Below are 26438 nucleotides of genomic sequence, written 5' to 3'. Positions count from 1 at the left end.
ATAGGTCAACCCTATTCATCTAAAACCTACAACACACGCTTTCAAAGTGCGGTTTTAGATACGATGAGACTAACATATTTCTGCTCGCTGAATCTTTGCTCCAAGAGCATTCAGACGTCCTTCTATGTTCTCATATCCGCGGTCAATCTGGGCAATGTTGTCAATACGACTTGTTCCCTGTGCGGTCAGTGCTGCGATAAGTAGTGCTATACCTGCACGAATATCAGGGCTTGACATACGACCCGCACGAAGTTTCTTGGCGTTATCATGACCAACAACTACGGCACGGTGGGGATCACAGAGGATTATCTGTGCACCCATGTCAATGAGTTTATCCACGAAGAACAGACGGCTCTCAAACATCTTCTGATGGAAGAGCACACTACCCTGTGCCTGCGTAGCAACTACAAGAAGCACTGAAATAAGGTCTGGTGTCAATCCCGGCCATGGCGCATCACTGATGGTCATAATCGTTCCATCAATGAAAGAATCTATCACATAGTGATCCTGACGTGGAATAATGAGGTCATCACCATCTTCGATTATCTGTATACCGAGTCGACGGAAGGTATCAAGAATCAATCCCAAATTAGGTACAGACACGTTTTTAATACGAACGCCATCACCTATCATCGCAGCAATACCAATGAAAGAGCCTACCTCAATCATATCAGGTAAGATTCTATGCTCAGCTGCATGCAACTCCTTTACACCCTCAATCGTTAACAAGTTGCTGGCAATACCGCTAATCTTAGCACCCATTGTATTGAGCATCTTGCAAAGTTGCTGGATATAAGGCTCACAAGCAGCATTGTATATCGTGGTTGTTCCTTCAGCTAACACTGCTGCCATGATAATATTGGCAGTACCCGTAACAGATGCTTCATCCAAAAGCATATAAGTTCCCACAAGTTTATCAGCTTGTATCTCATATACATCACGGTCCTCAACACGCCCGAAATGCGCACCAAGATTCTTGAAACCAAGGAAATGAGTATCCAAACGACGGCGACCAATCTTGTCACCACCCGGCTTAGCAATAGTAGCCTTACCAAAACGACCTAACAATGGACCTATCATCAATACACTACCTCGCAAAGAAGAACATTTCTTTACAAAGTCGTTACTTGCCAAATAGTCAAGGTTTACCTCGTCTGCTTGGAAAGAGAACTCATTAGGAGCAAGCTTCTTTACCTTCACACCAATATCTTGTAAAAGCTTGATGAGATTGTTCACATCAAGGATATCAGGAACATTGCGAATGATAACTTCTTCTGTTGTCAACAGGGTTGCGCAAATCACCTCCAAGGCTTCATTCTTTGCACCTTGTGGAGCAATCGTGCCACTCAGCCGATGTCCACCTTCTATGATAAAGGATTCCATGTGTCGTTATTTTACTTTTTCCTCTTATTACGAGATTGAACAAACTCCTTCGCATTAATTTTCTCAAACTTGAAAGTATCAAGGTCAAGTTGAATCTTACCATCTGTATATCGGGCAAGGTCCGAAGCTATCTTCTCATCATCGCAAGTTCCATGCCCCCATTGCATCAGACTACGTTTCATCTGATTAGCTACTGAACGCACGAAAGCATCCCGACGAGAACCTGGTTCCATCACCTTCAACTCGTCAAAGGCTTCAAATAGCAGATGTCCATAGTGTCTCACAGGAATATGTGACATCGGATAACTCATTGGTTCTGGCTTAGTAGCTATCCTCAAAGCCTCTGACACATCACAAGGATAGTCAATATCCAACTCAAAGTTAGCCATTAATGCCAGATGATCCCATAGTTTCTCCATGTGGTCATAATTCCCACGATTCTGTGCATTCATCCTATCCATAATGGAAATAATAGTTTCCGCACACCGCTGACGCTCCTCCTTTGTAGGAAGCCCGACAGCATAGTCTACCATGTTTTGTATCTCTCGCCCATACTGTGGCAGTATGAGTCGTTCTCGCTGTGTGTTATAATCTAATCCTTCTATATTCATTGAATGATGAATGTTACGTTTTAAGTGATGATGACAAGCCTTCTTATGGATGTGAATTACAGCAATGGCTTTGCCTCCTTAGCAACAAAGTCCTTGAGATAGAATGGAACGAAGTAAGCAACATCCTCAAACTTCTCTTGCGCAATACGCTTCTCTGCCAATGGAAACATATTCTTAGCCAAAGCATCAACACCCTTAATTAGGTGCGCATTAGGATGATTAATCGTCTCCATACACTTCTCTGCACCATTTCCAAAGAAATAAACAGGACCACGATCAAGATATTCCTTGTAGGTGTTCTCATCGACTACATCTGCCTGAATGCCACGCACTTCCTTCAAAGCACGATCATACACAGCAGAATAAACTTCCATACGGCGCGCATCAATCATTGGAATGAGAAGTGCATTCTCCTCTATTTCCTCATGATGAAGCAATACTGGCACTGCCAACAGTTCTAACGTAGGTACTGCCAACATCTTTACGCCACGTCCATAGCAGATTCCCTTTGCCATGGATACACCAACTCGCAGACCAGTGTATGACCCCGGACCACTACTAACTGCCACTGCATCCAATGGTAATTCATTCTTATCTATAAAGGCAAGTGCCTCGTCTACAAATGTTCCTAACTTTTCTCTATGCTTAGGATCGAGTGTATCTTGCTTATCGAAAATACAAGTTCCATCCTGACTAACTGCAACAGAGCACACATTTGTACTCGTATCAATATTTAATATACAAGACATAAAAATCAATTATGTTCTAAATAACTTGCAAATATACTCTTTTTATTCCACATTTTTTGTACATTTGCAGAAAATTAACGCGAAAAGCTCATGATACTATCAATGACAGGCTATGGCAAAGCTGTTGTAGCCTACAAGGAAAAGAAAATCAACGTTGAGGTGAAATCACTTAATAGTAAGTCGCTCGACCTCTCAGCACGCATCGCACCCCTCTACAGAGAAAAGGAAATGGAAATCCGTCGTCTGCTCGCACAGAAGTTGGAACGTGGTAAAGTTGACTTCTCCTTATGGGTTGAAAAGGAGTCAACTGTTGATGCAACTCCTATCAACACTGCTCTTGTAGAAAACTATTATAAACAAATCAAAGCCATCTCTGCATCCACTGGTATCCCAGAACCAGAGGATTGGTTTACAACACTTCTCCGCCTACCTGACGTAACAACAAAAACTGAAGTTGAGGTTTTGGATGAGGAAGAATGGAAAGTAGCACAACAAGCTATCAACGAGGCTCTTGAAAAACTCATCGACTTCCGTAAACAAGAAGGTGCTGCACTGCAGAAGAAGTTTACAGAGAAGATTGACAACATCGCCAATCTCCTTCAAAGCATTGAACCTTACGAGAAGAATCGTGTACCAAAGATTAGAGAAAGAATCATTGATGGTCTCAAACTAATTCCTGAGGTCGACTATGACAAGAACCGCCTTGAGCAGGAACTGATATATTACATCGAGAAACTTGACATCAATGAGGAGAAACAACGACTGACCAATCACCTCAAATACTTCAAAGAGACAATGAAAGAAAATGGTCACGGGGTTGGCAAAAAGCTCGGTTTCATCGCTCAAGAAATGGGACGTGAAATCAATACTACTGGTTCTAAGAGCAATCAAGCAGAGATGCAGAACATCGTCGTTAAGATGAAAGACGAGTTGGAGCAGATTAAGGAACAGGTTTTGAATGCGTTGTAAGGACCTCCCCCAACCCCTCCGAAGGAGGGGAGTACCTAACGGGGTATAGTTTGCAGAAATTATAAATAAAACATTAACAAGGACAAAACTCCATTATGATAACAGTAGATAGTACCGATACTCATAACAAAAAGTTTCTTTCATAATTATAAAAGACCTGCAAACTTATTAAGTTGACGCTATGGAGAAAGAAGATAAGGGACATCGTTATTTCGGAAGCCTTCATTATCATACGAATGACACTTCTACCTATCAGCTACTTTGTCAAAATGCAAAATATAACAGGAAGCATCCTACTAAAGCAGAAGAACTTTTGTGGGAGCACTTGAGAGGAAAACAATTAGGTGTACGTTTTCGCCGACAACATCCTGTCTATGATTATATCCCTGACTTCGTATGTCTTTCATTAAATCTTATAATAGAAGTTGACGGAGATTATCACCTCGCAGAAGAACAGCAATTAAGCGATAGAGAACGAGATGCTTACCTTCAACATTTTGGCTTTCATATCATAAGGTTCTCTAACGAGGAAGTCCTTCAAAATCTCGATAAAGTATTAAACAAAATAAAAACAGCTATGAACAAGCTTTCATCTGAAAACCAATCTGCTAATATAACACCAGCAGCTAAGATACAGGAAGACACTTCTAACATCACATCGGTTCCTAACACGTCCCACGACTGTCCGTTAGGCACTCCCCTCCTTCGGAGGGGTGGGGGGAGGTTACTCATCCTCTCCGCACCTTCTGGCTCTGGTAAAAGTACCATCGTACAGTGGTTGATGCAGGAACATCCAGAATTAAAGTTGGCTTTCTCTATAAGTTGTACTACTCGTGCGCCACGCGGTACAGAGCAGAATGGTGTAGAATATATCTTCCTTTCACCTGAACAGTTTAAGGAGAAGATTGCAAAAGGTGAGTTTCTTGAGTATGAAGAGGTTTATGAGAACCGTTACTATGGCACATTGAAAGCACAGGTAGAGAGCCAGTCAGCAGCAGGACAGAACGTTATTTTTGATGTGGATGTGAAAGGAGGCTGCAACATCAAAAAGTATTATGGTGACCGTGCTTTAAGTCTTTTCATCCAGCCCCCATCAGTAGAAGAACTCCGTCGCCGCCTTGTTGGCAGACAAACAGACAGTGCGGAGGCAATTGAAAGCCGCCTTGCCAAGGCTTCAGAAGAACTCACCTTTGCAGAGAAGTTCGACAAGATTATCGTCAATGACGACCTTGAGAAAGCAAAGCAAGAGACTTATAAGGTAGTGAAGGCATTTTTAGAAAGATAAAGAAGCCTCCCCCAACCCCTCCGAAGGGAGGGGAGCCTCAATCCAACAAGAAGAATAAGAAGGGAGTATTTGTTATATAGTTTAGATCCTCCATAGTTGTTCTGACATATAATATACTGTAGCCATCAGCCCATAACAGAACAGTTAAAGCCTCAAAACACCGTCATGAAACCATCATCTCATTTCACCACTATTAGCACTCCCCTCCCTTCGGAGGGGTTGGGGGAGGCTTCCATTGGCATCTTTGGAGGTTCTTTCAACCCTATCCATAACGGACATATTGCCCTTGCAAAGGCTTTCCTTGAGAAAGAAAACTTAAACGAGGTATGGTTTTTTGTGTCACCTCAAAACCCATTCAAAGTAAATCAGCAGCTCTTAGCTGACCACCTTCGATTAGAATTAGTGCGCAAAGCAATAGCCGACAACCCACATTTCAGGGCTTCAGACTATGAGTTCCAACTTCCGAAGCCTTCTTATACTTGGAACACGCTACAACATCTCAGCCATAACTACCCTACTCATCGCTTCACCCTTCTCGTTGGTGGAGACAACTGGGCAGCTTTCGACCGATGGTATCATGCAGAAGACATCCTTTCTAATTACAAGATCGTTGTTTATCCACGACGTGGTCAAGAAATAGATAAATCTACCCTCCCCACAAACGTTAGCCTACTCCAAACCCCACTCATCGATGTCAGTAGCACCGACGTCCGCCAACGAGTAGAGCAAGGCGAAGATATAAGTAAACTCGTACCTGAAGAGATTTTAAATGATATCCAACGACTTTATTAAGCCATAACACCTACTGAACACAAATAGCTTTCAGCAAAGAAAATGATTGGTCGACTTCATAAACCTTCATTACACAGCCAATCATTCGTAACTTACAACATTACTTATACACTTCAGCAATCACTTATGTCATCTTCTATGCTTGTGCATATGCCCAACACGCTTCGTGCGGAGGCTTAATACCAGACGTGCGGAGGCTTAGCACGACATGTGCGGTTGATAACAGAAAACGGACGAAAAGGCACTTACCTACTCAGATTGTATTATTTTACCCCTAAGCTTTGACTTATCTTAAAAATAGTGTTAACTTTGCAAGTAAATAAATACGCCTACATGAATTTTGCTAAATACGCAGTCAGCTTATTGAATAAGGCATATCAGCCTATTAAGGACAACGCCTCATTCTTTTTCTTTATGTACCTTATCGGTATATTAGTATCGTATGCGGAGTTGCCTACCAACAACCCCCATGCTGCTGTATATAGTAATCTTTGGTTAGAGTTATTCCTTGACCTTTATATCATCTGTATCATTCTATCGCTGATACCTCTAAAGATTCGCCGTTGGATTCGTGCTTTTTTGTATATCATCGCTTACGGAACAAGTCTTATTGACCTCTTCTGTTGGGTAAAGTTCCAATCAACACTCAATCCGTCAATGCTCCTACTTGTCGGCGAGACGGATGAGCGTGAGGCAAGCGAGTTTTTCAGCAGCTATTTTACCTCCGACCTTATCCTCTCAAGTGTAGGATTACTACTGCTTGTTATGCTTATTCATATCCTAACAACATTTCTAAAGAAGGTAAAACTGCCACCAGCTATCAGCTACAGAATCACGATCGTCAAGCAAATCATCAACCACAGCTATTACATCCTTGGTGGTATTTGTATCGTAATTCTTGGATGGGCGATAGAAGCCTCAGCCCATAACAAGAAAGAAATGGTACAGATGTTCTCTTTAGACACCATCGGTTCTGTGGAACATGAACTAACAACAGATGACTGCACACAGTTCTATTTACCCGTTTACCGACTTGCCTTCAGTATCTTCTCCAACGAGTTGGCATCGCAACAAATCGACCGACTCATCGAAGCAAAAGACAAGATGAGTGTAGATAGCTGTTCCTTCAAATCGCCAAATATTGTCCTTATCATCGGTGAAAGCTATGGGAAGCACCATTCGCAACAGTATGGTTATTTCATGCCGACAACTCCACGACAGATTAAGCGTGAAAAGTCTGGTTTGCTTATACCGTTTAAGGATGTCGTAGCACCGTGGAATCTGACGAGCTTCGTCTTTAAGAATGTCTTTTCCCTACACGTTGTTGGACAAAAAGGCGACTGGTGTGACTATCCTCTCTTTCCTTCATTATTCCGCAAAGCAGGCTATCATGTAACCTTCATTACCAATCAGTTCTTGCCAAAGGCTAAGCAGGCTGTATATGATTTTAGCGGTGGATTCTTCTTGAATCATCCAGAACTTTCGGAGGCAATGTTCGATTCCCGAAACACTCAATTATATCGATTTGATCGTGGTTTGCTCGATGATTACGATAAAAATCAGCAAGAACACAATACCAATCACAATCTCATTATCTTCCATCTGCTCGGACAGCATGTTAAATATAAACAACGTTTCCCGAGCGACCGTCGCCACTTTAAGGCAGAAGATTATGCGAAGAAACGTGCAGATCTTGACGGGAAACAACGACAAATGTTGGCTGATTATGACAATGCTGTCCTATATAATGACTCGATCGTTGATGCTATTATCAGTCGTTTCGAGAATAAAGATGCTATCATTATCTATATGCCTGATCATGGTGAAGAGTGCTATGAGGGTAATCGAGGCTTCATCTGTCGTAAACACTCAGCAGCCATTGACTATGATTTGGCACACTATGAGTTTGAAATCCCATTCTGGGTCTACTGTTCCCACAAGTATGTCACTAATCATCCAGAGATTTTCCATGAAATCATCGGTGCCAAGAAACGACGTTTTATGACCGATGCCCTACCGCACATGCTACTTTATTTGGCAGGTATTCATACAAAAGATTATCATGCTGAGTATAATATTCTTAGTCCACAATACAACGAAAATCGACCAAGAATACTCAAGAACACAACCGATTACGATAAACTTATCCGCCCTTCTGAAAAGGAAACAACCCTTAAAAGAAAATAAGAGTTCAATTAAAACGCAACCTCTTCAATCGCATTTCAATCCGAAGTACTCAAAAAGAATATTAGATTATAAGATAAAAAAAGACAATGTTCGATAAGATATTTAGCTCTAAAAAAAACAAAATTTCGTCCTTTTCATCGGGAAAGAATAGTGAAGAAACACTTACAAGGATGGAATGTAACGCATTGCGTGGACTTGCTATCATTGGCATCTTCCTGCATAACTACTGCCATTGGCTGCGACCAGTGGTGAAAGAGAACGAATATCAATACTTCCAACGTAATGTAGACGGACTTTATCAGGTGCTCCAAGGTTCATGGAATGAACTTTTCTTCTTTCACATACTATCTTTCTTTGGGCACTATGGTGTACCCGTATTCCTCTTTCTGTCAGCTTATGGCTTGACAATGAAGTATGAAAAGAGAGCTATTGTAACTCCTACTAACAATCAGTACACAGAAAGAAAACTCCCGCTCTTCGGTTTCATCAAATACCATTGGCTGAAACTCTTCCGCATGATGATTGTCGGCTTCGTTGCTTTTACAATGGTTGACGCTATGACCATAGATCAGCATCATTACAAGGTGATGGACATTATCGGACAAATGGGACTTTTCAACAATCTTCTTCCCCACCCTGACGACATTATTTGGCCAGGCCCATACTGGTTCTTTGGACTTATGATTCAGCTATATATCGTCTATCGACTACTGCTTTATCACCGTCATTGGGCATGGAATATGACATTGATAGTCCTATGCTTTGCTATTCAAATAGCTTGTGACCCAGAAAGTGATGCTTTGAACAGATGGAGATACAACTTTGTCGGTGGAATGTTACCCTTCGGTGCTGGTCTGCTTTACGCAAGATACGTGTGCCCATGGAGTACAGCAACTAACCTTGTCGCCTTTATCCTGTCAGTGTTTGCGATTGTATTGATGAGCTTCAGCTATCTGACATGGTATTTTGTGCCTCTCGCTGTCTGCATCGCTTCCATTACATTCGTGAAGCTTTTAAGTCGCTTAGAAGCAATTATTGATTGTAAAAACCTATCGTTAATGAACATTCTGTCATGGGTTGGCAGCATTTCAGCAGCCCTCTTTATCTGTCACCCTATCACAAGGAAGATATTTATCCCTATCTCTAAAGAAGGCGATTATTGGACAGGACTTCTTCTATACATCATTGCTTCGCTCTGCTTAGCATGGTTATTTAAGGAGTTAATGAAGAAGATTCCGAGTCCCAAACTGAAATAAAGAAAATATTAAAACATACGATTTCATCGCATCAAAATGAAGATAAAAGACATCGAATTAGCTAACATAAGCCGCTATCGTGGTGAATTGATGGGAGCAGCCATGCTCTTCGTCATCCTCTTTCATGTCAGTTTGCCAAGAGAAGACCTATTCTTCGGATTAAGAAGGATGGGGAATATTGGTGTAGACATCTTCCTTTTCCTTAGCGGTATGGGACTCTGGTTCTCATGGACCAAGACTCCTTCATTTCGACATTTTTATATCCGCCGTCTCTTACGTATTTATCCGGCATGGTTCATCATAGCTTGTCTATATTATATCCCAGATTATCTCTGCCCTGACCTCGTAGGACATAGCGGACAAAGCACGAGTTTCATCGATCTCATCGGTGATATAACAATAAACTGGGACTTCTGGCTACACGACGAGTTAACGTTCTGGTATATCCCTGCCATCATCTTTCTCTATCTTGTTAGTCCGTTTTATATGAACCTTATCATCAAGCATCCGATTTATCGATGGCTACCTGTGATGATGATTATGTGGTGTATCCTTGTACAGTATGTCACGCCCATCCATAACGCATTAGGTCATTTGGAGATATTTTGGAGTCGTATACCTATCTTCTTCATTGGAATCAACATTGCGGCAGCGGTGAAACGAAAGGAGACAATGGATGGAACATCCATCTGGATGATATGGTTAATGTTCATAATGGCGCTCGCAGCAAGCATTTTCCTCGAACAAGAAAAGCACGGACATTTCCCACTCTTCCTCGAAAGAATGCTCTATATCCCTCTTACCATTACAACGATACTCCTTCTGAACCGTGTCTTCCGGAGAACGCCAAAGGTGATAAACAAAGCGTTCAAGTTCATTGGGGCATTAAGTTTAGAAGCGTATCTAATTCATGCACACTTTGTTTTGGACTATGTGGAGAAATACAACTGGTCTTACTGGACTACTTTCTTAGTAACAACTGTCACCACACTGGTTTTAGCATGGCTTCTACACACGATACTTGAACGAGTCATAACCCCCATAGAGAAAAGGATAAAATGAGAAATCTCATACAGTTAATTCGCCCACATCAGTGGATAAAGAACCTCATTGTTCTTCTCCCAGTATTCTTCGGAGGAGCATTGCTACGGTGGAATGCCGTTTATGCAGGACTGATTACAACCCTTGCGTTTAGTCTAACAGCCTCTTCAATCTACTGTCTCAATGACATTATAGATATCAACGATGACCGCCAACATCCTGTAAAACGCAACCGTCCGTTGGCATCAGGTGCGGTAAGCATCGTACAAGGTTATATCTTGATGGGATTGATGTTCATCTTATCGATGACTTCGACGTTTTTGTTACCTTCCCACCAAGTTGAAACGGCCAGCGTGATACTCTTCTACTGGTTATTAAACATTGCCTATTGCCTACGACTAAAACGCTATGCGATCATCGACGTGTGTATCGTTGCTTTCGGATTTGTACTTCGTATTCTTGCAGGAGGATATGCAACAAACATACAACTGAGTAAGTGGATTGTGCTCATGACATTCTTGCTAATGCTCTTCTTATCGTTTGCAAAACGACGTGATGACGTAGTGAGAATGAATGAGACAGGGCACGCACCACGCCAAAACACGATTCGTTATAACCTCACCTTCATCAATCAGGCTATCACGATAACAGCAAGTGTAACCCTCGTGTGTTACATTATGTACACCATGAGTCCTGAAACAATTCAGAACTTTCATACAGATTACCTTTATCTAACCAGTGTTTTCGTACTCTTAGGACTGTTGCGTTATATTCAGATTTCAGTAGTTGACAAGAAAAGTGGTGACCCAACGAAGGTGATGATACACGATCGCTTTATGCAACTCACCGTCTTAGCCTTTGGTTTGACATTCCTCTTCATTATTTACGTACTTAAGAATATCCAATAGGGCATGAGAAAGATATATGCTTTCGACTTCGATGGCACACTGACTACTAAGGACACTCTCCTTGAATTTATCCGCTTTGCAAAAGGAAGTGGACAGATGCTTTTGGGCTTTCTACTCTTTTCTCCCCTACTTATCCTGATGAAGTTACACCTTTATTCTAATGGGAAAGTAAAACAGAAGATATTCTCATACTTCTTCAAAGGCGTAAAAAATGACGCTTTCAACGCACTCTGCACACGTTTTGCACAGCAAAACAAACATCTGCTTCGCCCTGCTGGAGTAGAAAAAGTAAGGAAGGCTATTGAAGAGGAGCACGCAACAGTACTCATCATCAGTGCAAGTATCGACAACTGGGTACGACCTTTTTTCGATGAAACCGACAAAAAGATACAGATATTAGGAACTCAAATTGAAACTAAGGAAGGTAGCCTAACAGGACGATTTACCACCAAGAACTGCTACGGACAAGAGAAAGTAAACCGCCTAACAGCACTTTATCCACATCGAGAAGCCTACGACTTAATAGCTTTCGGTGACAGTAGAGGCGATAAAGAACTACTTGACTTTGCCGACAAAGGCTATTACAAACCTTTCAGAAAATAAGGAATAAAATGCTAAGAAATGGGATAAAAGACAAGAATAAGTTCGGTGAAATCGTACGTTTCATCATCGTTGGATCATCTGCGGCGGCCATTCAATATGCCACTTACCTGCTACTGATTTACTGGTTACAGCCTCTTTTTGCAAATACTATTGCTTATCTCATTAGCTTTACATTCAACTATATCGCATCTACCCATTACACTTTCCGTGTAAAGTCAACAACGAAACGAGGAGCAGGGTTTGTCTTTTCACATATCATCAACTATCTCTTACAGAGTGGTTGCCTAAAGCTCTTCCTTTGGTTAGGCTTCAGCAAGCAGATAGCATTGATTCCTATGTTCGCTATCTGTGTACCGATCAACTTCCTTTTAGTGCGTTTTTTCTTACGTAAGAAGTAATGTTTGGGTGATGGGTGTTGGATGATGGGTGTTGATGATTTGTCTATATTGGTGATGGGTGAATGGGTGTTGAATACCAATAAAAATAATTTGCTATCATTCCTGTCAGTTGTAGTAGGGGCTTAACTTGCTACATTACAGAGAGATGCGTCAAATGTTAAAAATGACAGCAACATAAAATCAAAACTAATCTTGTGTTTTATGTAATAATATCTTTCACATTGGGAGTATTTATTATGCCAACGTTTGGAAGAAATCTTAGATATTTGTTTTTTGTATACTTATTTCCCTACCTTTTCCTTGCTGCGCTGTTCTTCTTCTTATTTCCTTTGTTTAATCTGCTTTAATTTGTACCTTTGCAGCAATTAATTAAAGCTACTCAATGCACATATTCAATATATTCAAGGTAAAGAAAGAGGAACGCTGGTTAGCATTTATTATGTTGGCTGTTTTCCTCACATTCAATATATTGCTCATCACCAGTCATTATCATGTTTATACAATGGGCGCACATGGCGGTTTCTGGAGTATCTTTACCAAGAATTTCCGTATGTCAGGCTATGACAACTGGTCTTGGATAACCATTTCAGGAATGCGAATTCACTTTGTAACTTCACGTCATCCGCTATATCTCACCTTCCTTTATCCACTTTACCTATTGAACCATTGGCTCATAGAAATCTTTGGATATAACTTTGCCGTGTGCTTCATGGCAACAATTATCGTATTCTCTGCTTTCTACGCAGCGATATTTGCCTATCGTATCTTCCGTGAAGTGATGGGATTAAAACAGTTTGACGCAACCCTTCTCACCCTCCTACTCTTTTCTTTCGGACATATCCTTATACCATCAATGGTTCCCGATCATTTCATCGTATCAATGATGTTCCTTTTAATGGCATTATACATCTGCGGTAAAAAGATGAAGAAAGGAGAATTATTGACAGCATGGCAGTCATTCTTCCTAACCTTTTTCACAGCGGGAATGGCTACCTCGAATGGAGCAAAGATATATCTTGCAGGGCTATTTACGAATCGAAAAAGGTTCTTTACATGGAAGTATATCAGTATTGGAATCATCCTTCCAGCCTTCTTATTAATTGGAATTCAGCAGTCACAATACTACCTTTTGGAAGTTCCCCAGAAGGCTGTCATTAGCAACATAGAGAAAGTAAAAAAACAAAAAGACCCTAAAGGAGTTGAAGAATTCTATAAAAAACGTAATGCTTGGCAGAAGAATCATTTAGGACAAACCATGTCAAAGGGATCAATGCTTGATTGGCTTGACGGATCAACACCCCGTTCAAAGACATTGGTAGAGAACTTCTTTGGCGAATCTATTCAGTTACACCAGCGTTATCTACTGAAAGATGTAGCCTGGGACCGACCTGTCTTCATCGCCTATAACTGGATAATCAACTACGTGATAGAAGCTGTCGTGGTCGTGCTCTTTTTCGTTGGAATATTTTTCGGTTGTCGAAAGCACTTCTTCCAAATGTTGTTAGCGTGGTTTGCCTGCGATATAACCTTGCATCTCATTTTGGGTTTTGGTATTACAGAGGTTTATATCATGGCGTCAGGGTGGGTTTTCATTATCCCGATAGCCCATGGTTATCTTATGAAAGGACTATCTCACAGATACCGCCAAATGCTGCGAGGGTTACTATTAGTGATTACCATCTTCCTTTGGACTTACAACGGAGGCTTAACAGCTAACTATCTACTAAACTTATAAGAGACGTTATGCGAAATATCTTTGCTATAAAACGAGATGAAAGACAGCTATGCCTGACAGCATTCTTAGCTTTTGCGGCACTAAACTGGCTTATGATAGCCTATAACTATGGTTTGTTTACCAGAGGAGGTAACCTTGGTTTCTGGGGATTATTCTTCGACCATTACACCGTTTCGGGCTTTGATAACCTTTCCTATATGACAATGTCACGATGGAAGATTTATTATCAGCTCTATCGTCATCCCTTGCTACCAACATTTTTCTATCCCTTCTATCTCCTCAACCACTGGCTAATGGATCTTACAGGTAGGAATTATGCCATATTCATCGAGGCTTTCTTGAATGTGCTCGCCGCCACCTACAGTTGTCTTTTCATCTATCGTATCTTTACAGAAGTGCAAAAGTTAAGAAAGAAAGATGCTCTATTACTGACGGTTTTCTTCTTTTCTTTCGCCTCCATCCTCCTGACATCGTTTGTACCCGACCATTTCGTCTTCTCTCTTTTCTTCCTAACGATGACGCTATACCTTGCAGGAAGAGCGATGAAACGAGAGAAAGGACGCATGAAAGCATGGCAGACGATGCTTTTATCCTTCTTTGCAACAGGTATTACTTTTACTAACATCGCAAAGATTGGTTTAGCAGATTTATTTGTCAATGACAAGCGTACCTTCCGTATTAAGCACATCCTTGTAAGTTTTATCCTCCCTCTTGGCGCATTGTTCGCTATCTATGCGTACCAACAGTCAACCTTCGTTGAGCCAGATGCCAAACTACAAGCAAGGGTAAAGGAAAAGAAATTAAAGAAAGATCAGAAGTTTGCAGCCAAGTATGAGAAGCAACATGAATTTATGAAGAGCCGTACTGGAACGCAAGTGGCAAACAACAGATTTTTTGAATGGACCGACTTATCAAGTTCGAGAACTGATGCTATCATAGAGAACCTCTTCGGAGAAAGCATACAACTTCACCAAGAACATGTATTAGAGGATGTAAATAAGTCACGTCCAATCATCGTCAGATATAGTTGTGTACTCAATTACATAGCCGAAGGATTGATAATACTTTTATTTTTAGGCGGAATCATCGCAGGTAGAAAGGATAAATTCCTACAATTATGTATGGCTTGGTTTGCCACAGACATCTTCTTACATATCATTCTTGGCTTCGGTATTATCGAGGTTTATATCATGGGTGCACACTGGTTGTTCGTTATTCCAATAGCAATTACTTACTTATTTAAGTGCATCAAACGAAGACGTGTGCTGATAGGTGCAAGACTACTTATCGCCACAATGAGCCTTGCTTTAATGGTATATAACCTTAGCCTCATCATTCCTTATATGTTACGAGGCTTTGTTGCACCACATTGAAACCTTCCGCATAAACAAACAAAAACGACTTCCTTATGCTTTAGGGAAGTCGTTTTTGTTTGTTCAGACCTTCTCTTAGTTCATTCAAGAGCAGGTCGTTGTTAAAGATTCTCTTTATAAGCCGTTACAGGTTTCCCACAATATTGCCATTTCCTCATGGCATTACGGAACATACAACCATCTAAAATCTTGTAGAGTTTGAAGAAAGGACGGTATAACTTGCCATTTTCAGGTAAATACTTACCATGATACATCTCACGAAGTGCGTCCGTATCTCGTATCCAAATGCTTCCTCCCTGTGCCGTCTTGGTATCAGGATAGATACGAATAGCACCGAGGTTGCGGTTAATACGTCTTACTTTTAGTCCTGCTTCATAAACTCTTATCAGCCATTCCACATCCATCTTAGCATGGAAAGACTCATCAATATAGCCGATTCTATCGAATATCTCACGTTTCCAGAACATTCCCGGTTGCGATATATTATAGCAACCATGGCGGAAGAAGAAGTGATTCATTACGATATGCGTAAAGTTGATAATCTTTCCTTCCTTGTCTATTTCGACCGTATAGCCATTGGCAAAGTCCGTATCAGGATGGTCATGATAGAACTTTGCGACGGTATGTAATGTTCCTGGAAGTAGTACATCATCACTATTTATCCAGCAGACAATATCACCCGTTGCCCTACGCATACCTTTATTGATAGCATCGCTTTGTCCCTTGTCCTTCTCACTACACCACCATGTAATCTTATCAGAGTACCTCTTCAATATTTCCACGGTTTCATCGGTAGAACCACCATCACAAACAAGATACTCCAAGTTAGGATATTGCTGTCCGATTACTGATTGTATCGTTGCTTCGATGAACTGTCCTTGATTGTAGGATGGTGTTACAACTGTTATCTTTGGGTATTCCATTATCTTGTTATTATCAACTTCATTTATAGCTATTTTACTATTCTTGCAGGGTTACCGACAACGGTACAGCCGTCAGGTACATCCTTAAAGACTACGGCTCCTGCCCCTATCGTCACATTGTTACCAATGCGAATAGGTCCGAAGACCGTTGCTCCTGTCATTATCTTCACATTATCGCCAATGACAGGGCGACCTTCTTGTCCTTCATGATGCCCTGTTCCTAAGGTTACTAATTGAAGACAATAGAAGTTCTTACCAATACTTTCAGCATTCAGATAGGTCGCATAGTTATGTTCAAAGTGAGCGCCTTTGCCAATAGAAGGGCACCAAATATTCAGTGTTCGTTCACCCGGACACAGCCATTTAATAGGCGTTGCCATGTATTCACCTATCCTATAATAGAAAAGATTACGGAAGGTACGCTCGCGCGTCATGACCTTCACAAAGTTACGCACGCCTCGCTTTCGGTCCTGCACTTGTAGGAGATCATCATCAATCTGCTCACTATACAACTTGTACAGTAGGATATGTGGTATCAATCTCAGCGAGGAGACGGTAAGTATTACACCTTGAACAAATGGGTTCATCTTCTCTTTTTTATGCAAATATACAACTTATTCCTTAATATTCCAAGTACTCCTTTTCCTCTATTGCTTACGGCGACGCAGATAATTCATACATTCCACGAGTATTTGTGAGCCTGCCCACTTCATGATAAAGAAGTAAAGAACAGCCGCGATAAGGATTCTTACTATCAACAGTAAAAGGAGGTTATGAATAAAAGAGGTTGCGAAATAAACAACAACCATCACAGCTACTGAAGCTAAAAGGTAAGGACTAATATCCTTCAGAACATCAAAAAGGCGCAACCCCGTTTCCTTTCCTGCAAAGAATTGCCATACAAAGAGCCACAAGACGGTCACAAGAGTATATACGCTAACCATAAAGACGACTCCTTCTCGATAACAGATAATAACAAAACCAATCTGTGCGATAATCAAAGCTACTGTACACCACATATAGACAACAGACTTTCCACGACTAATGATAAGGTTCTGATACATCGTATAAAATGGTAAAAAAGCACCGCTAATACAGAGGATTCGTAGCAAAGGAATGCTCTCTATCCATTTATCTGATATAAGAAGAATGATAAATTCGTGCGATATCATCGCCAATCCGAACATAGCTGGAAAGACTAAGAATGCCGTAAAACGAAGCATCTTACGGAACACATTCACCTGCCTTTCTGGGTCTTTATTCACCTCAACAAGCACTGGTTGCGCTACCTGCGACACCGTTCCAGACACAAAGGTGCTTGCCATCGTATCCCACTTGAAGGCTTGAGAGAAGTTTCCCACTACCTTTGCAGAATATAAACGACCGAAGATAAAGGTTAGAATATTCTGACTAATTGTATTGACAATCGTCGTCACAAGAATCTTATAACTAAAGGAAAACATCTTCTTTACAGGGGTAAAGTCGATGCGAAAAGAGGGTCGCCAAGGAATAATAAAGAAACGCCACAGACTCGTAAGACTGATATAAAGCACTTGCTGCCAAGCCAAACTCCAATAAGCATAACCCTTTAATGCTAAGATAATTCCTACCACACCCGAAATAAAAAGGCATGTGATGCGCAGCAAAGCAGTCTCTTTAACCATCATATTTTTGAAAAGATAAGCTGCAGGAGCCGTACCTAATGACGAAAAGAGCAATGATGCAAAGACGAAACGGGATAGACTGATAAGCTCTGGATGATGAAAGAAAGCTGCAATCAAAGGAGCTGAAAAGAAGAGGGTTGTATATGAAATCCAACCCATTATAGCACTAAACCAAAAGACAGAGTTATAATCATTATCCGTTGGACGCTCCATATTGGCAAGTGCTGCAGTAAATCCACTTTCCTGCAAGGCACCCGCAATCGCTGTAAACACAGCCAACATTCCCACCAATCCATAGTCGGCTGGTGTGAGTAAACGTGCCAAAAATATTCCAATGACAATATTCAACAGCTGCATTGTACCATTGTTCAATGCACCCCAAAAGAGTCCTTTGGCTGTTTTCTCCTTGAGTGTTTCTTTTTCCATTAGCTTTTGTATCTCTATGATACGTTGTTTCTTATCTCCTCCTCAAAGTATATTCTATCTTAAAAAGAGGTCAGTTGCCTTCTGACAAATAAGGTTCCCTTCATGAAAGTACTCGTTATCGCAGATAGAGAAAAGAAAGATATTATTCCCCTTTCCCACACTATTAGGCATAATCTATCTAACATGCAAATGTAACGCTTTTCTTTGGAAAAGCCAAATCCCACATACTTTGGAATAGTAAAGAAACTATCCGATAGCTATTTTTTCTCTCTTGCTCCTTAAGAAAGTCTTCAATAGCTGATGTACTTTTTAACTTATTCGTATCAATATCATGGAGTTCACTGAAATAGACTTCATGATAGAATGGACCACAGTGTTCCATAATCTGCATCTTATCCATCTGTGTTGCGAATAGCGCCTTAATAATTGTTACCTGATACTTATCGTCTTCAAACGTTATCTTGGTTGAATCATTTTTTAAGTTCCACAACCAACCAAAGAGTAGTTGCGCAATGATAATGAAAGGAATGGTCACCCATAACATGGTATACAAACAACCTATAGCGGCATTACCCTCTTCCTTCCACCTCCGCTTGATATAGCGGATAAGAAAGAAAAGCACTATCCAAGGTAAAGTGCAGACAATTATGATATCCGCATCACTCCATAACCTCCAAGGTGATACGCAATTGAATACCACCCATACTATCTCAAGCCACAATAAGCTACTTAATAGTTTTCTAACCATCCAATAAATCTTATGCTTTCCACTCAACATTTCCTATGATAAGAGTAATCTCTTTCTATATTTTATACAATCAGTAACAACCTCACTTACCGTTTTTAATTAGTGTGTAATTACTCCGCACATGTGGTGCGGAGGGCAAACACCATTCGTGCGAAGCATAAACACCACTCGTGCGGAGGGCAAGCACCAACACTAACAGCAATCAAGTAAGCACCAAATTACCTCCGCAAAGATAAGTATATTAGCTCGAATCATGAAATCAAAACATAAGTTTTTATAGAGACAGAAGGTGAAGTCATAATCTTTTATTATCTTTGCAACAAGTATATTAACGGAAAATGATTGAAACTTTCAATACAGGAGAGACACAAGAAAGTCTCCGACAGGAATATAACCCAGACGGTTCTGTGCTCAGAAAAGCACAGTTGAGACTGCTTGACATGGCTATCTACCTGCAGGAGGCTGCTAAAAAGATAGGCATTCCCTGCCGTCTTGATGGCGGTAATGTGTTAGGAGCTGTACGTCATGGGGGCTTTATTCCTTGGGATGATGACATAGATATGGTAGTTAGCCATAAGGATTTCAAACGCTTATGCGACTATCTGAAAGCACATCCTCACCCACAATATGTGTTACAAGACAATGATACCGACCCTGGCTTCTATAAAGAGTGGGCATGTTTACGCGATTTGAAAAGTGAAAACCGTAGCCACGAAAGCCAAGGCAGTATTGACCGAAGAATACACGAAGCACAGAAATACAGAGGTCTACATGTTGACATCTTTCCATACGAGGGTAATATGATTCCTTGGCTACAACGTTTTGCTGCAAAACTATCGGTGAATGTGAATGCAAAATTAGCAGGTCAGCACCCCCATTTAGCACAGACGAGCTATAACCTTTTGCACAACATCGTCTTTCCTACGTTCCGCTTTTTCGGCAAAATCTTTGGAAAGCCAGACCTCTGGATGCACTCATATGGTGCTTGGTTCTATGAACAGCACCCACGTCGCTGTATGATACCACACAAAGATATCGTTTTTGAGGGCTATACTTTTGAAGGTCCTGCAGACGTTGATGAGTTCTGTCGCATCGCCTACGGGAACTATATGAACCTACCTCCAAGGGATAAGCGTGACAGACATAAGGTAGATGTCGTCTTTAAGTAGTAAGAGGAATCCTTTCAACCCCTTTAAATCCCAAATTAAAATTATGAACATAGCAGTAATCTTTGCAGGCGGATCAGGACTAAGAATGCACACAAAGTCGCGTCCTAAGCAGTTTCTTGACCTTAATGGGAAACCTATCATCATCTATACCTTGGAGTTATTCGACAATCATCCGAACATAGATGCTATCGTTGTAGCGTGCATTGAGAGTTGGATTCCATTCCTTGAAAAGCAACTTCGCAAGTTTGAAATTAACAAAGTAGTAAAGATCGTTCCGGGAGGAAAGTCAGGACAGGAATCTATCTACAAAGGACTATGTGCTGCAGAGGCTTATGCTCAAAGTCAGAATATTAACAATGAGAACACAACAGTCCTCATCCATGATGGCGTTCGACCGCTTATCACAGAGGAGACGATTACGGATAACATCAAGAAAGTAGAAGAGGTTGGAAGTTGTATCACCTGCATTCCTGCAACAGAAACGCTTATTGTGAAGCAAGCAGATGGCTCATTAGAGATTCCATCACGTGCAGACTCACTCATTGCACGTGCCCCACAAAGTTTTCGCTTATCGGATATTATCAGTGCACATCGACGCTCCTTAGAGGAAGAAAAATCCGATTTCATCGACTCTTGTACGATGATGAGCCATTATGGTTATAAACTTGGGACCATCATTGGACCAATGGAAAACATTAAGATTACAACCCCAACGGACTTCTTTGTATTACGTGCTATGGTAAAGGTACACGAAGATCAGCAAATATTTGGTTTATAAGTCTCGTTCTTTCATCCAATAGGATGAAGCCTTCCTATTACAGAAAAGAAAATAATTAAAGGACCGTCGTTTATATAACTTTGAGATGATGAACAGTAAGATACTAAAAGAAGATATCAAGAATTTTGTTGAAAAGTTTGCATTAGCAGAAGAACTGAGAAACAAGACCATTGCCATAACAGGTGCAACGGGTCTATTAGGCTCCTGTATGGTGCGTTGCCTTTTGGCATTATCAACAGAGAAAGGTATCAATCTGCACGTCATTGCAGTTGTAAGAAACATCGAAAAGGCAACAGAGATGTTTGGCAAAGAAGGGGAAGCATTAAGCTATTATGCTTATGACTTTTCCTCAATGGCAACTTTCAAACCTTCAAAAAACATCGATTACATCGTTCATTTTGCTGCTCCGACAGCCTCAAAGGGTTTTATCGAGAAACCCGTTGAAACGATGAATACGATATATTTTGGTATGCAGAACATCCTTACCTATGCGCAGGAGGCAAAAGTAGAATCACTTGTTTTTGCTTCAACGATGGAGATTTATGGCTCTGTTACTGACGACAAGGAGTCACTTACCGAGCAAAAGCAGGGATATCTTGATCCAATGGCTACACGAAGCTGTTATCCTTTGGCAAAGAGAGCGGCTGAAGGTTTGTGCCATAATTATGCTGTCGAATATGGAGTTCCTGTAAAAGTAGCACGATTGGCACAGACATTCGGTGCAGGAGTCGGTAAAAACGACAATCGTGTCTTTGCCCAGTTTGCAAGAAGTGTCATTAATAATAACGACATCATTCTACATACCAAGGGTGAAGGCTGTCACAGCTATTGCTACACAATAGATGCGGTCAGTGCGATGCTCTATCTATTGTTACGTGGAGAGAATGGTGAGGCATATAATGTAGCCAACAGCGAAACATATATCTCTATCCGTAATATAGCAAAATTCGTAGCAGGAAACTTCAATCCTAAGCACGTAAAAGTTGTCATACAGCTGCAAGAAGGAATGGGTTATCCACCAACAACAAAGTTACGACTTGACACAAAGCGTATCAACCAGTTAGGTTGGAAGGCAGAATATGGATTAAAAGAAATGTTCAGTCGTTTAATAGACGCTATGAAGGAAACAGAAAGCTAAGCTTCTTACATAAAGATAAAACTATCTCAATACGCTTAAAACATTAAGTTTAAGGTTGGAACACATAACTATCAAGCCTCAACCCAACCACTTAAAAGAAGGCCATTTACCACCGTTTACACTTCTTTGATATAATCAGGAGGGGAATTATTTTCATGAAAAAAAATATTTCTTTTCATGAAGAAAAATATTTATGTTCGTGAAAATAATTCTTTTCTTTCATGAAAATAATTACTTGACAATATCAAAAGCAACCTTAAAGAACAACGTCTTCCACCCTTAAAAACAAAAGAAATAAGTATTATTGTTGGTTAACATTCGTCATTTTAACACATTATTATTATCTTTACACCCAAAACTAAATCCTTAAAAATATGGAATATGAATTTCTATCCTTTTTTGTTCTCGTCGTATTTGCGGTATCACTATGGGGATTCTTTTATCTTATATCCAAGCTTAACAACATAAGTAATACACTAAACAACGTCAGTTTTGAGCTTTCTACGCAGCAAGTTATTATGGAAAAGATACTGCGTGAAATACATAAACAAGCTGAATTAGCAACAGAAACAAAGCCAAAAGAGAATGTTGAGCAACATCAGGAGAAGATTACAGAAACTCCGAAGGAAGTTCAGTCTGAAACTGTTACTCCTAACCCTAACTGGTGGCAACAGCCAATAAAGGACGAAATGCCAACAACCGAAAAGGCTGAAGAAACAGAGACTACGGGTGAAAACGAACTACCTGAGCTACAAGAGACACCAGAAACTATAGAAATTCCTATTGTACACAATGAGGATATCAGACCTTCTATTGTAGAAATTCCTATTCAAGAGACAAAGGATACGATTCCTGAAGTTGAGGAAGAAACCCCAGAAACCATTGAAGAACCTGTAGAAGAAGAGCAGGAAGAGCCTGCAATGGCTATGGAGGAAGAGGAGGAAATAGAAGAATATGCCACTTCTGAAACCAACTTTGAGAAATATATCGGTGAGAATCTTTTGGCAAGATTGGTATTCTCATCTTTATTATTGGTATCGGTTTCTTCGTAAAATATGCTATCGACCAGAACTGGATTAATGAGACAGCACGTACGTTAATGGGTTATGCTGTCGGTGCAGGTATGTTAGTACTGGCTGAACGATTACACAAACGCTACCATACTTTCAGTTCACTGTTAGCAGGTGGTGCCTTTGGTATCTACTATTTGATTACAGCCATCGCCTTCCATTACTATGACTTATTCTCTCACACGATGGCATTCGTAATCCTATGCGTCACAACTATCTTCATGTCGGCAGTCTCCGTCCTATACGATAGGAAGGAATTGGCAGTCACAGCACTCATTGGTGGCTTTATTGCACCTTTCATTATTAGCACAGACTCAAGTAGTATCATTAGCCTACAGATTTATATTACCATATTGAACATTGGTATGTTCTGCCTTGCAATGTATAAGAAATGGGCAATACTACCTATGGTTTCCTTCGCTTTCACCTATATAATATTATGGGGAACAACAGCATTAGGATCATTCTCTGATAGTGAAGCTGGCACAACTTATCCTACCCTATTTGCTTTTGCGACATTATTCTACGTCATCTTCCTATTGCCTGTTGTCTTTATTCTGCGCACACAGTATGGTGAAAATACCAGACTTGGACTATTGGGTATCATCACAGCTAATAGCTTCATGTATCTTATTTATGGCGATTTCCTCTTACAACACTTCGAGGCATCATCTGATACGACAGCTTACTTAGCTTTCTTCATCGCTGCTGTCAACCTGGCAATACACCTTTATTTGCGATTCCGCGTCGAAGGACAAGACACACTGCGCAACCTTATGTTAGGACTTGCGGTCACATTCGCCACTATGGGTATTCCAATTCTGTTCAGCGCAACCAATGTTCTTATGGTATGGGCAGCTGAGTCAGTACTTCTTTTGTGGCTCTTCACAAAGGAGAAAAACAGAATCTACGAGTTGGCTTCAGCAGTATTATTACTCCTAACATTGGGAGCATTGGCATACTACAGAACAACTGACACCTTCATCCATGATACAGGAGACAGTTTATTCTTCAATGGTGCCTTCTTTGTGACAACGTTTGTTAGTATAGCCTACTTTGTTGTAGCTGTCATTATGCAATTTAATAAGGAACTATTCAGTGATATGAGACGTCTAATCGCTTACACTCCATACAATGCTATTGCCTATGCTTTGGGTTTCAGCATTCTGTTCCTTGCCTTCAGAGACAACTTCCACTTCCATCTTGAGCAACCAATATCAGAGTATGCATCTCTACTTACAGCAAACATAATGCTCTTAGGAGGAGCACTTATCTTGCGCAAACGCTTCAAAATAAGTGAAAACAAGTTGGCATACGAGATTAGCCTCTATCTTGCAGGAATCTTATTTGCTATGACTGTATGGAATTACACCGCCCCAGAAGGACTCTTACTGAGATGGTTAATGGCACTCGTAACAATCGCTTATATGGCATATTGTATGCGTGGGCAACTCCTTGTAACCTCTAATCAGCGAAACTTACATACAGAATACTCCATCATATCAACACTGATGTGGCTTACATTGACGCGTTTATTGCTGATTACTTTCAATGAAGTAAACTTCAGTACCGCCTTCTCTTTGTCATTAGGTATTGCAGCCTTCATCTTGATGTGTATCGGTATGCGTTACCACAGTAAGGAGATTCGTATTGTTAGCTTGGCAGAATTCGGTATTATCATTGGCAAACTCATTCTCAATGACGTATGGGCAATGCCTGCTCTTGGTAAGATTATTGTCTTCATCAGCCTTGGAGCCATTCTCCTTATCCTCTCATTCCTCTATCAGAAGCTTAAAGATGCTCTCTTCAATGAGAAGGAACAAGAACAGGAGTAAGCCTCAACATCAGACATTAACATAACAACAATCGCCCTCATCAGTCCAAACTTCATTTTTATCTTGGACTGATGAGGGCGATTGTATTGGTATAATATTTGTGTTTCTTACCTATTATATATAGGAGAGATACCGTTCTTAATAATTCAATCCAAACATCCAAAGAGGTATGATATTACTTGTACCAATCTCGATATCATCTTTTACTACATACCCCTTCTTAGCTTCAACTATCTGTTTCTGCCCCTTACTCTTTCCTCCGACTTCAAAGGTTACACCATTAATCTCAAAGTCTGAGATACGAGAAACTATAATGTCATTATGTACTCTCAACTGATTATAGAAGAAGGTCTCCCTTATATTCCCGATATTAGCTTCACTACCAGCTAAGATATAAGCTAAATTAGGATTATCAAGATAAACCTTATCAACCTTACCTAATCCTCTTATGCCACCAGTAGCATCTCGTAGTTGACTAATAATCCCAGCCTTTTCCATATATAAGAAGTAATCTGGAAGTACATTCCTGCTCACTCCCACCATTGTTGCTAAAGAATCCATAACAGGCTTAAAAGGTACACTACGAGAAACTATAGCAAGCAACTTCTTTAGCTTACGACTTGTTGAAAGCGTCATATTTGCAAACTGTGGAATATCAACCTCCATTGTAAGATTGACACTTTGGTTTAATAGCATTATAAATTCGACGTCATCTCCAAATGGATAATACCCATGGCGCAAATATTCTTTAAACAAAGGTAATGGACGCTCCAGGCCTTTTGGGAGTTCCACGCGATGTTGAAGAATATCTTCTAAAATATAAGTTGGGACAACAATGCCCTTAAACATCTCCAGATACTCTCTGAAAGAAAGCCCCTGCAAATGATAAACTGGAGCACGACGGCTAAGGTCTGCCTCTCCTTGTATTATATCAAGAACCGACGAACCAGTAAAAGCAACTTTCAAATCAACATGAGTATCATATATTTGCTTTAGTTCTTGTGCCCAACCTGAGTACTTATGAATCTCATCAATAAAGAGATATTCTCCTCCTTCCCTACTGAATTCATCTGCTAATTCAATAAGTGTGTGAGATGAAAAATAGACATAATCAGCTGATACATAAAGCATATTCTGATCAGACTGATGCTCCTTTATATATTGTAGAAACATCGTTGTCTTACCGACACCACGTGGACCAACCAGTCCTAACATCTGTCTTCCCCAATCTATACGATTATATAAATAACGATGAAAAGTGGTAGAGGTGTACTCTACCCTTTCCTTCATAAATTGTATTAAACTAATATCCATAGCTCTTCTTTTTGCTACAAAGATACAAAAAATGCACTAACCATAGTGCAAAATTATCAATAAATTGCACTACACGCAGTGCA

At 40.5% G+C, this 26438-nt stretch carries 24 protein-coding genes; 16 read left to right on the top strand and 8 right to left on the bottom strand.

The genetic code is table 11. From position 1 onward, the window contains the following. Positions 1-69 precede the first annotated feature (69 nt). Genes murA through tsaB form a run of 3 tightly spaced genes read right to left on the bottom strand, consistent with a single transcriptional unit; the run spans position 70 to position 2743 of the window. Complete coding sequence (gene murA, locus J5A56_RS08555) at positions 70-1383, bottom strand: UDP-N-acetylglucosamine 1-carboxyvinyltransferase (protein ID WP_021671275.1); 1314 nt, start codon at positions 1381-1383, stop codon at positions 70-72. Positions 1384-1394: 11 nt separating this feature from the next. After that, positions 1395-1994, bottom strand: a complete 600-nt coding sequence (locus tag J5A56_RS08550; RefSeq protein ID WP_021671274.1) for a DUF4290 domain-containing protein — start codon at positions 1992-1994, stop codon at positions 1395-1397. 56 nt (positions 1995-2050) lie between these two features. Next, positions 2051-2743: a tRNA (adenosine(37)-N6)-threonylcarbamoyltransferase complex dimerization subunit type 1 TsaB gene (tsaB, locus tag J5A56_RS08545; RefSeq protein ID WP_021671273.1), complete on the bottom strand. Its 693-nt coding sequence runs from the start codon at positions 2741-2743 to the stop codon at positions 2051-2053. A gap of 90 nt (positions 2744-2833) precedes the next feature. Here tsaB and J5A56_RS08540 point away from each other — a divergent pair, with 90 nt between their 5' ends. From J5A56_RS08540 to J5A56_RS08490, 11 genes are all read left to right on the top strand, one after another. Beyond that, on the top strand, positions 2834-3712 hold the full coding sequence (locus J5A56_RS08540; RefSeq protein WP_036919170.1) for a YicC/YloC family endoribonuclease: 879 nt from the start codon (positions 2834-2836) through the stop codon (positions 3710-3712). A gap of 181 nt (positions 3713-3893) precedes the next feature. Beyond that, complete coding sequence (gmk, locus tag J5A56_RS08535) at positions 3894-4997, top strand: guanylate kinase (RefSeq protein WP_021671271.1); 1104 nt, start codon at positions 3894-3896, stop codon at positions 4995-4997. 165 nt (positions 4998-5162) lie between these two features. Further along, positions 5163-5789, top strand: coding sequence for a nicotinate (nicotinamide) nucleotide adenylyltransferase (gene nadD / locus J5A56_RS08530; protein WP_021671270.1), 627 nt, complete (start codon positions 5163-5165; stop codon positions 5787-5789). 333 nt (positions 5790-6122) lie between these two features. Beyond that, a complete protein-coding gene (locus J5A56_RS08525) occupies positions 6123-7976 on the top strand; it encodes a phosphoethanolamine transferase (protein ID WP_021671268.1) in 1854 nt (617 codons plus the stop codon). A gap of 170 nt (positions 7977-8146) precedes the next feature. Next, positions 8147-9232, top strand: a complete 1086-nt coding sequence (locus J5A56_RS08520; protein WP_036919164.1) for an acyltransferase family protein — start codon at positions 8147-8149, stop codon at positions 9230-9232. Positions 9233-9268: 36 nt separating this feature from the next. Next, a complete protein-coding gene (locus tag J5A56_RS08515) occupies positions 9269-10294 on the top strand; it encodes an acyltransferase family protein (RefSeq protein ID WP_021671266.1) in 1026 nt (341 codons plus the stop codon). Then, positions 10291-11181: a decaprenyl-phosphate phosphoribosyltransferase gene (locus tag J5A56_RS08510; protein WP_021671265.1), complete on the top strand. Its 891-nt coding sequence runs from the start codon at positions 10291-10293 to the stop codon at positions 11179-11181. Before J5A56_RS08515 ends, J5A56_RS08510 begins: the two co-directional genes overlap by 4 nt. Positions 11182-11184: 3 nt before the next feature. Continuing rightward, a complete protein-coding gene (locus J5A56_RS08505) occupies positions 11185-11784 on the top strand; it encodes an HAD family hydrolase (protein WP_021671264.1) in 600 nt (199 codons plus the stop codon). Between the two features lie 8 nt (positions 11785-11792). Further along, positions 11793-12182, top strand: coding sequence for a GtrA family protein (locus tag J5A56_RS08500; protein ID WP_021671263.1), 390 nt, complete (start codon positions 11793-11795; stop codon positions 12180-12182). Positions 12183-12564: 382 nt separating this feature from the next. After that, a complete protein-coding gene (locus tag J5A56_RS08495) occupies positions 12565-13917 on the top strand; it encodes a DUF6080 domain-containing protein (RefSeq protein WP_021671261.1) in 1353 nt (450 codons plus the stop codon). A gap of 8 nt (positions 13918-13925) precedes the next feature. Continuing rightward, positions 13926-15290: a DUF6080 domain-containing protein gene (locus J5A56_RS08490; RefSeq protein ID WP_021671260.1), complete on the top strand. Its 1365-nt coding sequence runs from the start codon at positions 13926-13928 to the stop codon at positions 15288-15290. Between the two features lie 101 nt (positions 15291-15391). On the opposite strand, the gene J5A56_RS08485 is transcribed toward J5A56_RS08490, so the two are convergent. The 4 genes from J5A56_RS08485 to J5A56_RS08470 all read right to left on the bottom strand — a co-directional run bounded on the left by J5A56_RS08485 (position 15392) and on the right by J5A56_RS08470 (position 19051). Continuing rightward, entirely contained in the window at positions 15392-16213 is an 822-nt protein-coding gene (locus J5A56_RS08485) for a glycosyltransferase family 2 protein (RefSeq protein ID WP_021671259.1), read from the bottom strand. 29 nt (positions 16214-16242) lie between these two features. Then, entirely contained in the window at positions 16243-16800 is a 558-nt protein-coding gene (locus J5A56_RS08480; protein ID WP_021671258.1) for a serine acetyltransferase, read from the bottom strand. Between the two features lie 60 nt (positions 16801-16860). Next, positions 16861-18303, bottom strand: coding sequence for a lipopolysaccharide biosynthesis protein (locus tag J5A56_RS08475; RefSeq protein ID WP_021671257.1), 1443 nt, complete (start codon positions 18301-18303; stop codon positions 16861-16863). Positions 18304-18481: 178 nt separating this feature from the next. Next, positions 18482-19051 carry a hypothetical protein gene (locus J5A56_RS08470; protein WP_249112165.1) on the bottom strand — a complete coding sequence of 190 codons (570 nt, stop codon included), beginning with the start codon at positions 19049-19051 and terminating at the stop codon, positions 18482-18484. Positions 19052-19389: 338 nt separating this feature from the next. Between J5A56_RS08470 and J5A56_RS08465 the strand changes: the two genes are divergently transcribed. The 5 genes from J5A56_RS08465 (at position 19390) to J5A56_RS08450 (ending at position 25041) form a co-directional block, all read left to right on the top strand. After that, positions 19390-20220, top strand: a complete 831-nt coding sequence (locus J5A56_RS08465) for a LicD family protein (RefSeq protein ID WP_021671255.1) — start codon at positions 19390-19392, stop codon at positions 20218-20220. 43 nt (positions 20221-20263) lie between these two features. Beyond that, entirely contained in the window at positions 20264-20998 is a 735-nt protein-coding gene (locus J5A56_RS08460; protein ID WP_036919157.1) for an IspD/TarI family cytidylyltransferase, read from the top strand. An 88-nt stretch (positions 20999-21086) separates the two neighbouring features. Next, positions 21087-22136 carry an NAD-dependent epimerase/dehydratase family protein gene (locus J5A56_RS08455; protein ID WP_036919192.1) on the top strand — a complete coding sequence of 350 codons (1050 nt, stop codon included), beginning with the start codon at positions 21087-21089 and terminating at the stop codon, positions 22134-22136. Positions 22137-22654: 518 nt separating this feature from the next. Further along, positions 22655-23188 (top strand): hypothetical protein, encoded by a 534-nt coding sequence (locus J5A56_RS13510; RefSeq protein ID WP_249112163.1) that lies wholly within the window; start codon positions 22655-22657, stop codon positions 23186-23188. Further along, the gene (locus J5A56_RS08450) at positions 23146-25041 is read left to right on the top strand and encodes a DUF2339 domain-containing protein (protein ID WP_349251579.1); all 1896 of its coding nucleotides are present in this window, start codon (positions 23146-23148) and stop codon (positions 25039-25041) included. Before J5A56_RS13510 ends, J5A56_RS08450 begins: the two co-directional genes overlap by 43 nt. A 138-nt stretch (positions 25042-25179) precedes the next feature. Here J5A56_RS08450 and J5A56_RS08445 read toward each other — a convergent pair whose 3' ends face one another. After that, the gene (locus tag J5A56_RS08445) at positions 25180-26355 is read right to left on the bottom strand and encodes an ATP-binding protein (protein WP_021671251.1); all 1176 of its coding nucleotides are present in this window, start codon (positions 26353-26355) and stop codon (positions 25180-25182) included. Positions 26356-26438 lie beyond the last annotated feature (83 nt).

Source organism: Prevotella melaninogenica (assembly GCF_018128065.1).
GTDB lineage: Bacteria > Bacteroidota > Bacteroidia > Bacteroidales > Bacteroidaceae > Prevotella.
This window is presented reverse-complemented; position numbering and strand designations above follow the sequence as displayed.

What these genes read in the sequence shown, in the direction of transcription:
- tsaB (WP_021671273.1), bottom strand. Translation starts at nt 2,743, where the DNA reads ATGTCTTGTATATTAAATATTGATACGAGTACAAATGTGTGCTCTGTT.
- J5A56_RS08470 (WP_249112165.1), bottom strand. Translation starts at nt 19,051, where the DNA reads ATGGTTAGAAAACTATTAAGTAGCTTATTGTGGCTTGAGATAGTATGG.
- J5A56_RS08515 (WP_021671266.1), top strand. Translation starts at nt 9,269, where the DNA reads ATGAAGATAAAAGACATCGAATTAGCTAACATAAGCCGCTATCGTGGT.
- J5A56_RS08465 (WP_021671255.1), top strand. Translation starts at nt 19,390, where the DNA reads ATGATTGAAACTTTCAATACAGGAGAGACACAAGAAAGTCTCCGACAG.
- J5A56_RS08550 (WP_021671274.1), bottom strand. Translation starts at nt 1,994, where the DNA reads ATGAATATAGAAGGATTAGATTATAACACACAGCGAGAACGACTCATA.
- J5A56_RS08525 (WP_021671268.1), top strand. Translation starts at nt 6,123, where the DNA reads ATGAATTTTGCTAAATACGCAGTCAGCTTATTGAATAAGGCATATCAG.
- J5A56_RS08475 (WP_021671257.1), bottom strand. Translation starts at nt 18,303, where the DNA reads ATGGAAAAAGAAACACTCAAGGAGAAAACAGCCAAAGGACTCTTTTGG.
- murA (WP_021671275.1), bottom strand. Translation starts at nt 1,383, where the DNA reads ATGGAATCCTTTATCATAGAAGGTGGACATCGGCTGAGTGGCACGATT.
- nadD (WP_021671270.1), top strand. Translation starts at nt 5,163, where the DNA reads ATGAAACCATCATCTCATTTCACCACTATTAGCACTCCCCTCCCTTCG.
- J5A56_RS08540 (WP_036919170.1), top strand. Translation starts at nt 2,834, where the DNA reads ATGATACTATCAATGACAGGCTATGGCAAAGCTGTTGTAGCCTACAAG.
- J5A56_RS08485 (WP_021671259.1), bottom strand. Translation starts at nt 16,213, where the DNA reads ATGGAATACCCAAAGATAACAGTTGTAACACCATCCTACAATCAAGGA.
- J5A56_RS08490 (WP_021671260.1), top strand. Translation starts at nt 13,926, where the DNA reads ATGCGAAATATCTTTGCTATAAAACGAGATGAAAGACAGCTATGCCTG.
- J5A56_RS08520 (WP_036919164.1), top strand. Translation starts at nt 8,147, where the DNA reads ATGGAATGTAACGCATTGCGTGGACTTGCTATCATTGGCATCTTCCTG.
- J5A56_RS08455 (WP_036919192.1), top strand. Translation starts at nt 21,087, where the DNA reads ATGAACAGTAAGATACTAAAAGAAGATATCAAGAATTTTGTTGAAAAG.
- J5A56_RS13510 (WP_249112163.1), top strand. Translation starts at nt 22,655, where the DNA reads ATGGAAAAGATACTGCGTGAAATACATAAACAAGCTGAATTAGCAACA.
- J5A56_RS08460 (WP_036919157.1), top strand. Translation starts at nt 20,264, where the DNA reads ATGAACATAGCAGTAATCTTTGCAGGCGGATCAGGACTAAGAATGCAC.
- J5A56_RS08505 (WP_021671264.1), top strand. Translation starts at nt 11,185, where the DNA reads ATGAGAAAGATATATGCTTTCGACTTCGATGGCACACTGACTACTAAG.
- J5A56_RS08510 (WP_021671265.1), top strand. Translation starts at nt 10,291, where the DNA reads ATGAGAAATCTCATACAGTTAATTCGCCCACATCAGTGGATAAAGAAC.
- gmk (WP_021671271.1), top strand. Translation starts at nt 3,894, where the DNA reads ATGGAGAAAGAAGATAAGGGACATCGTTATTTCGGAAGCCTTCATTAT.
- J5A56_RS08480 (WP_021671258.1), bottom strand. Translation starts at nt 16,800, where the DNA reads ATGAACCCATTTGTTCAAGGTGTAATACTTACCGTCTCCTCGCTGAGA.
- J5A56_RS08495 (WP_021671261.1), top strand. Translation starts at nt 12,565, where the DNA reads ATGCACATATTCAATATATTCAAGGTAAAGAAAGAGGAACGCTGGTTA.
- J5A56_RS08445 (WP_021671251.1), bottom strand. Translation starts at nt 26,355, where the DNA reads ATGGATATTAGTTTAATACAATTTATGAAGGAAAGGGTAGAGTACACC.
- J5A56_RS08500 (WP_021671263.1), top strand. Translation starts at nt 11,793, where the DNA reads ATGCTAAGAAATGGGATAAAAGACAAGAATAAGTTCGGTGAAATCGTA.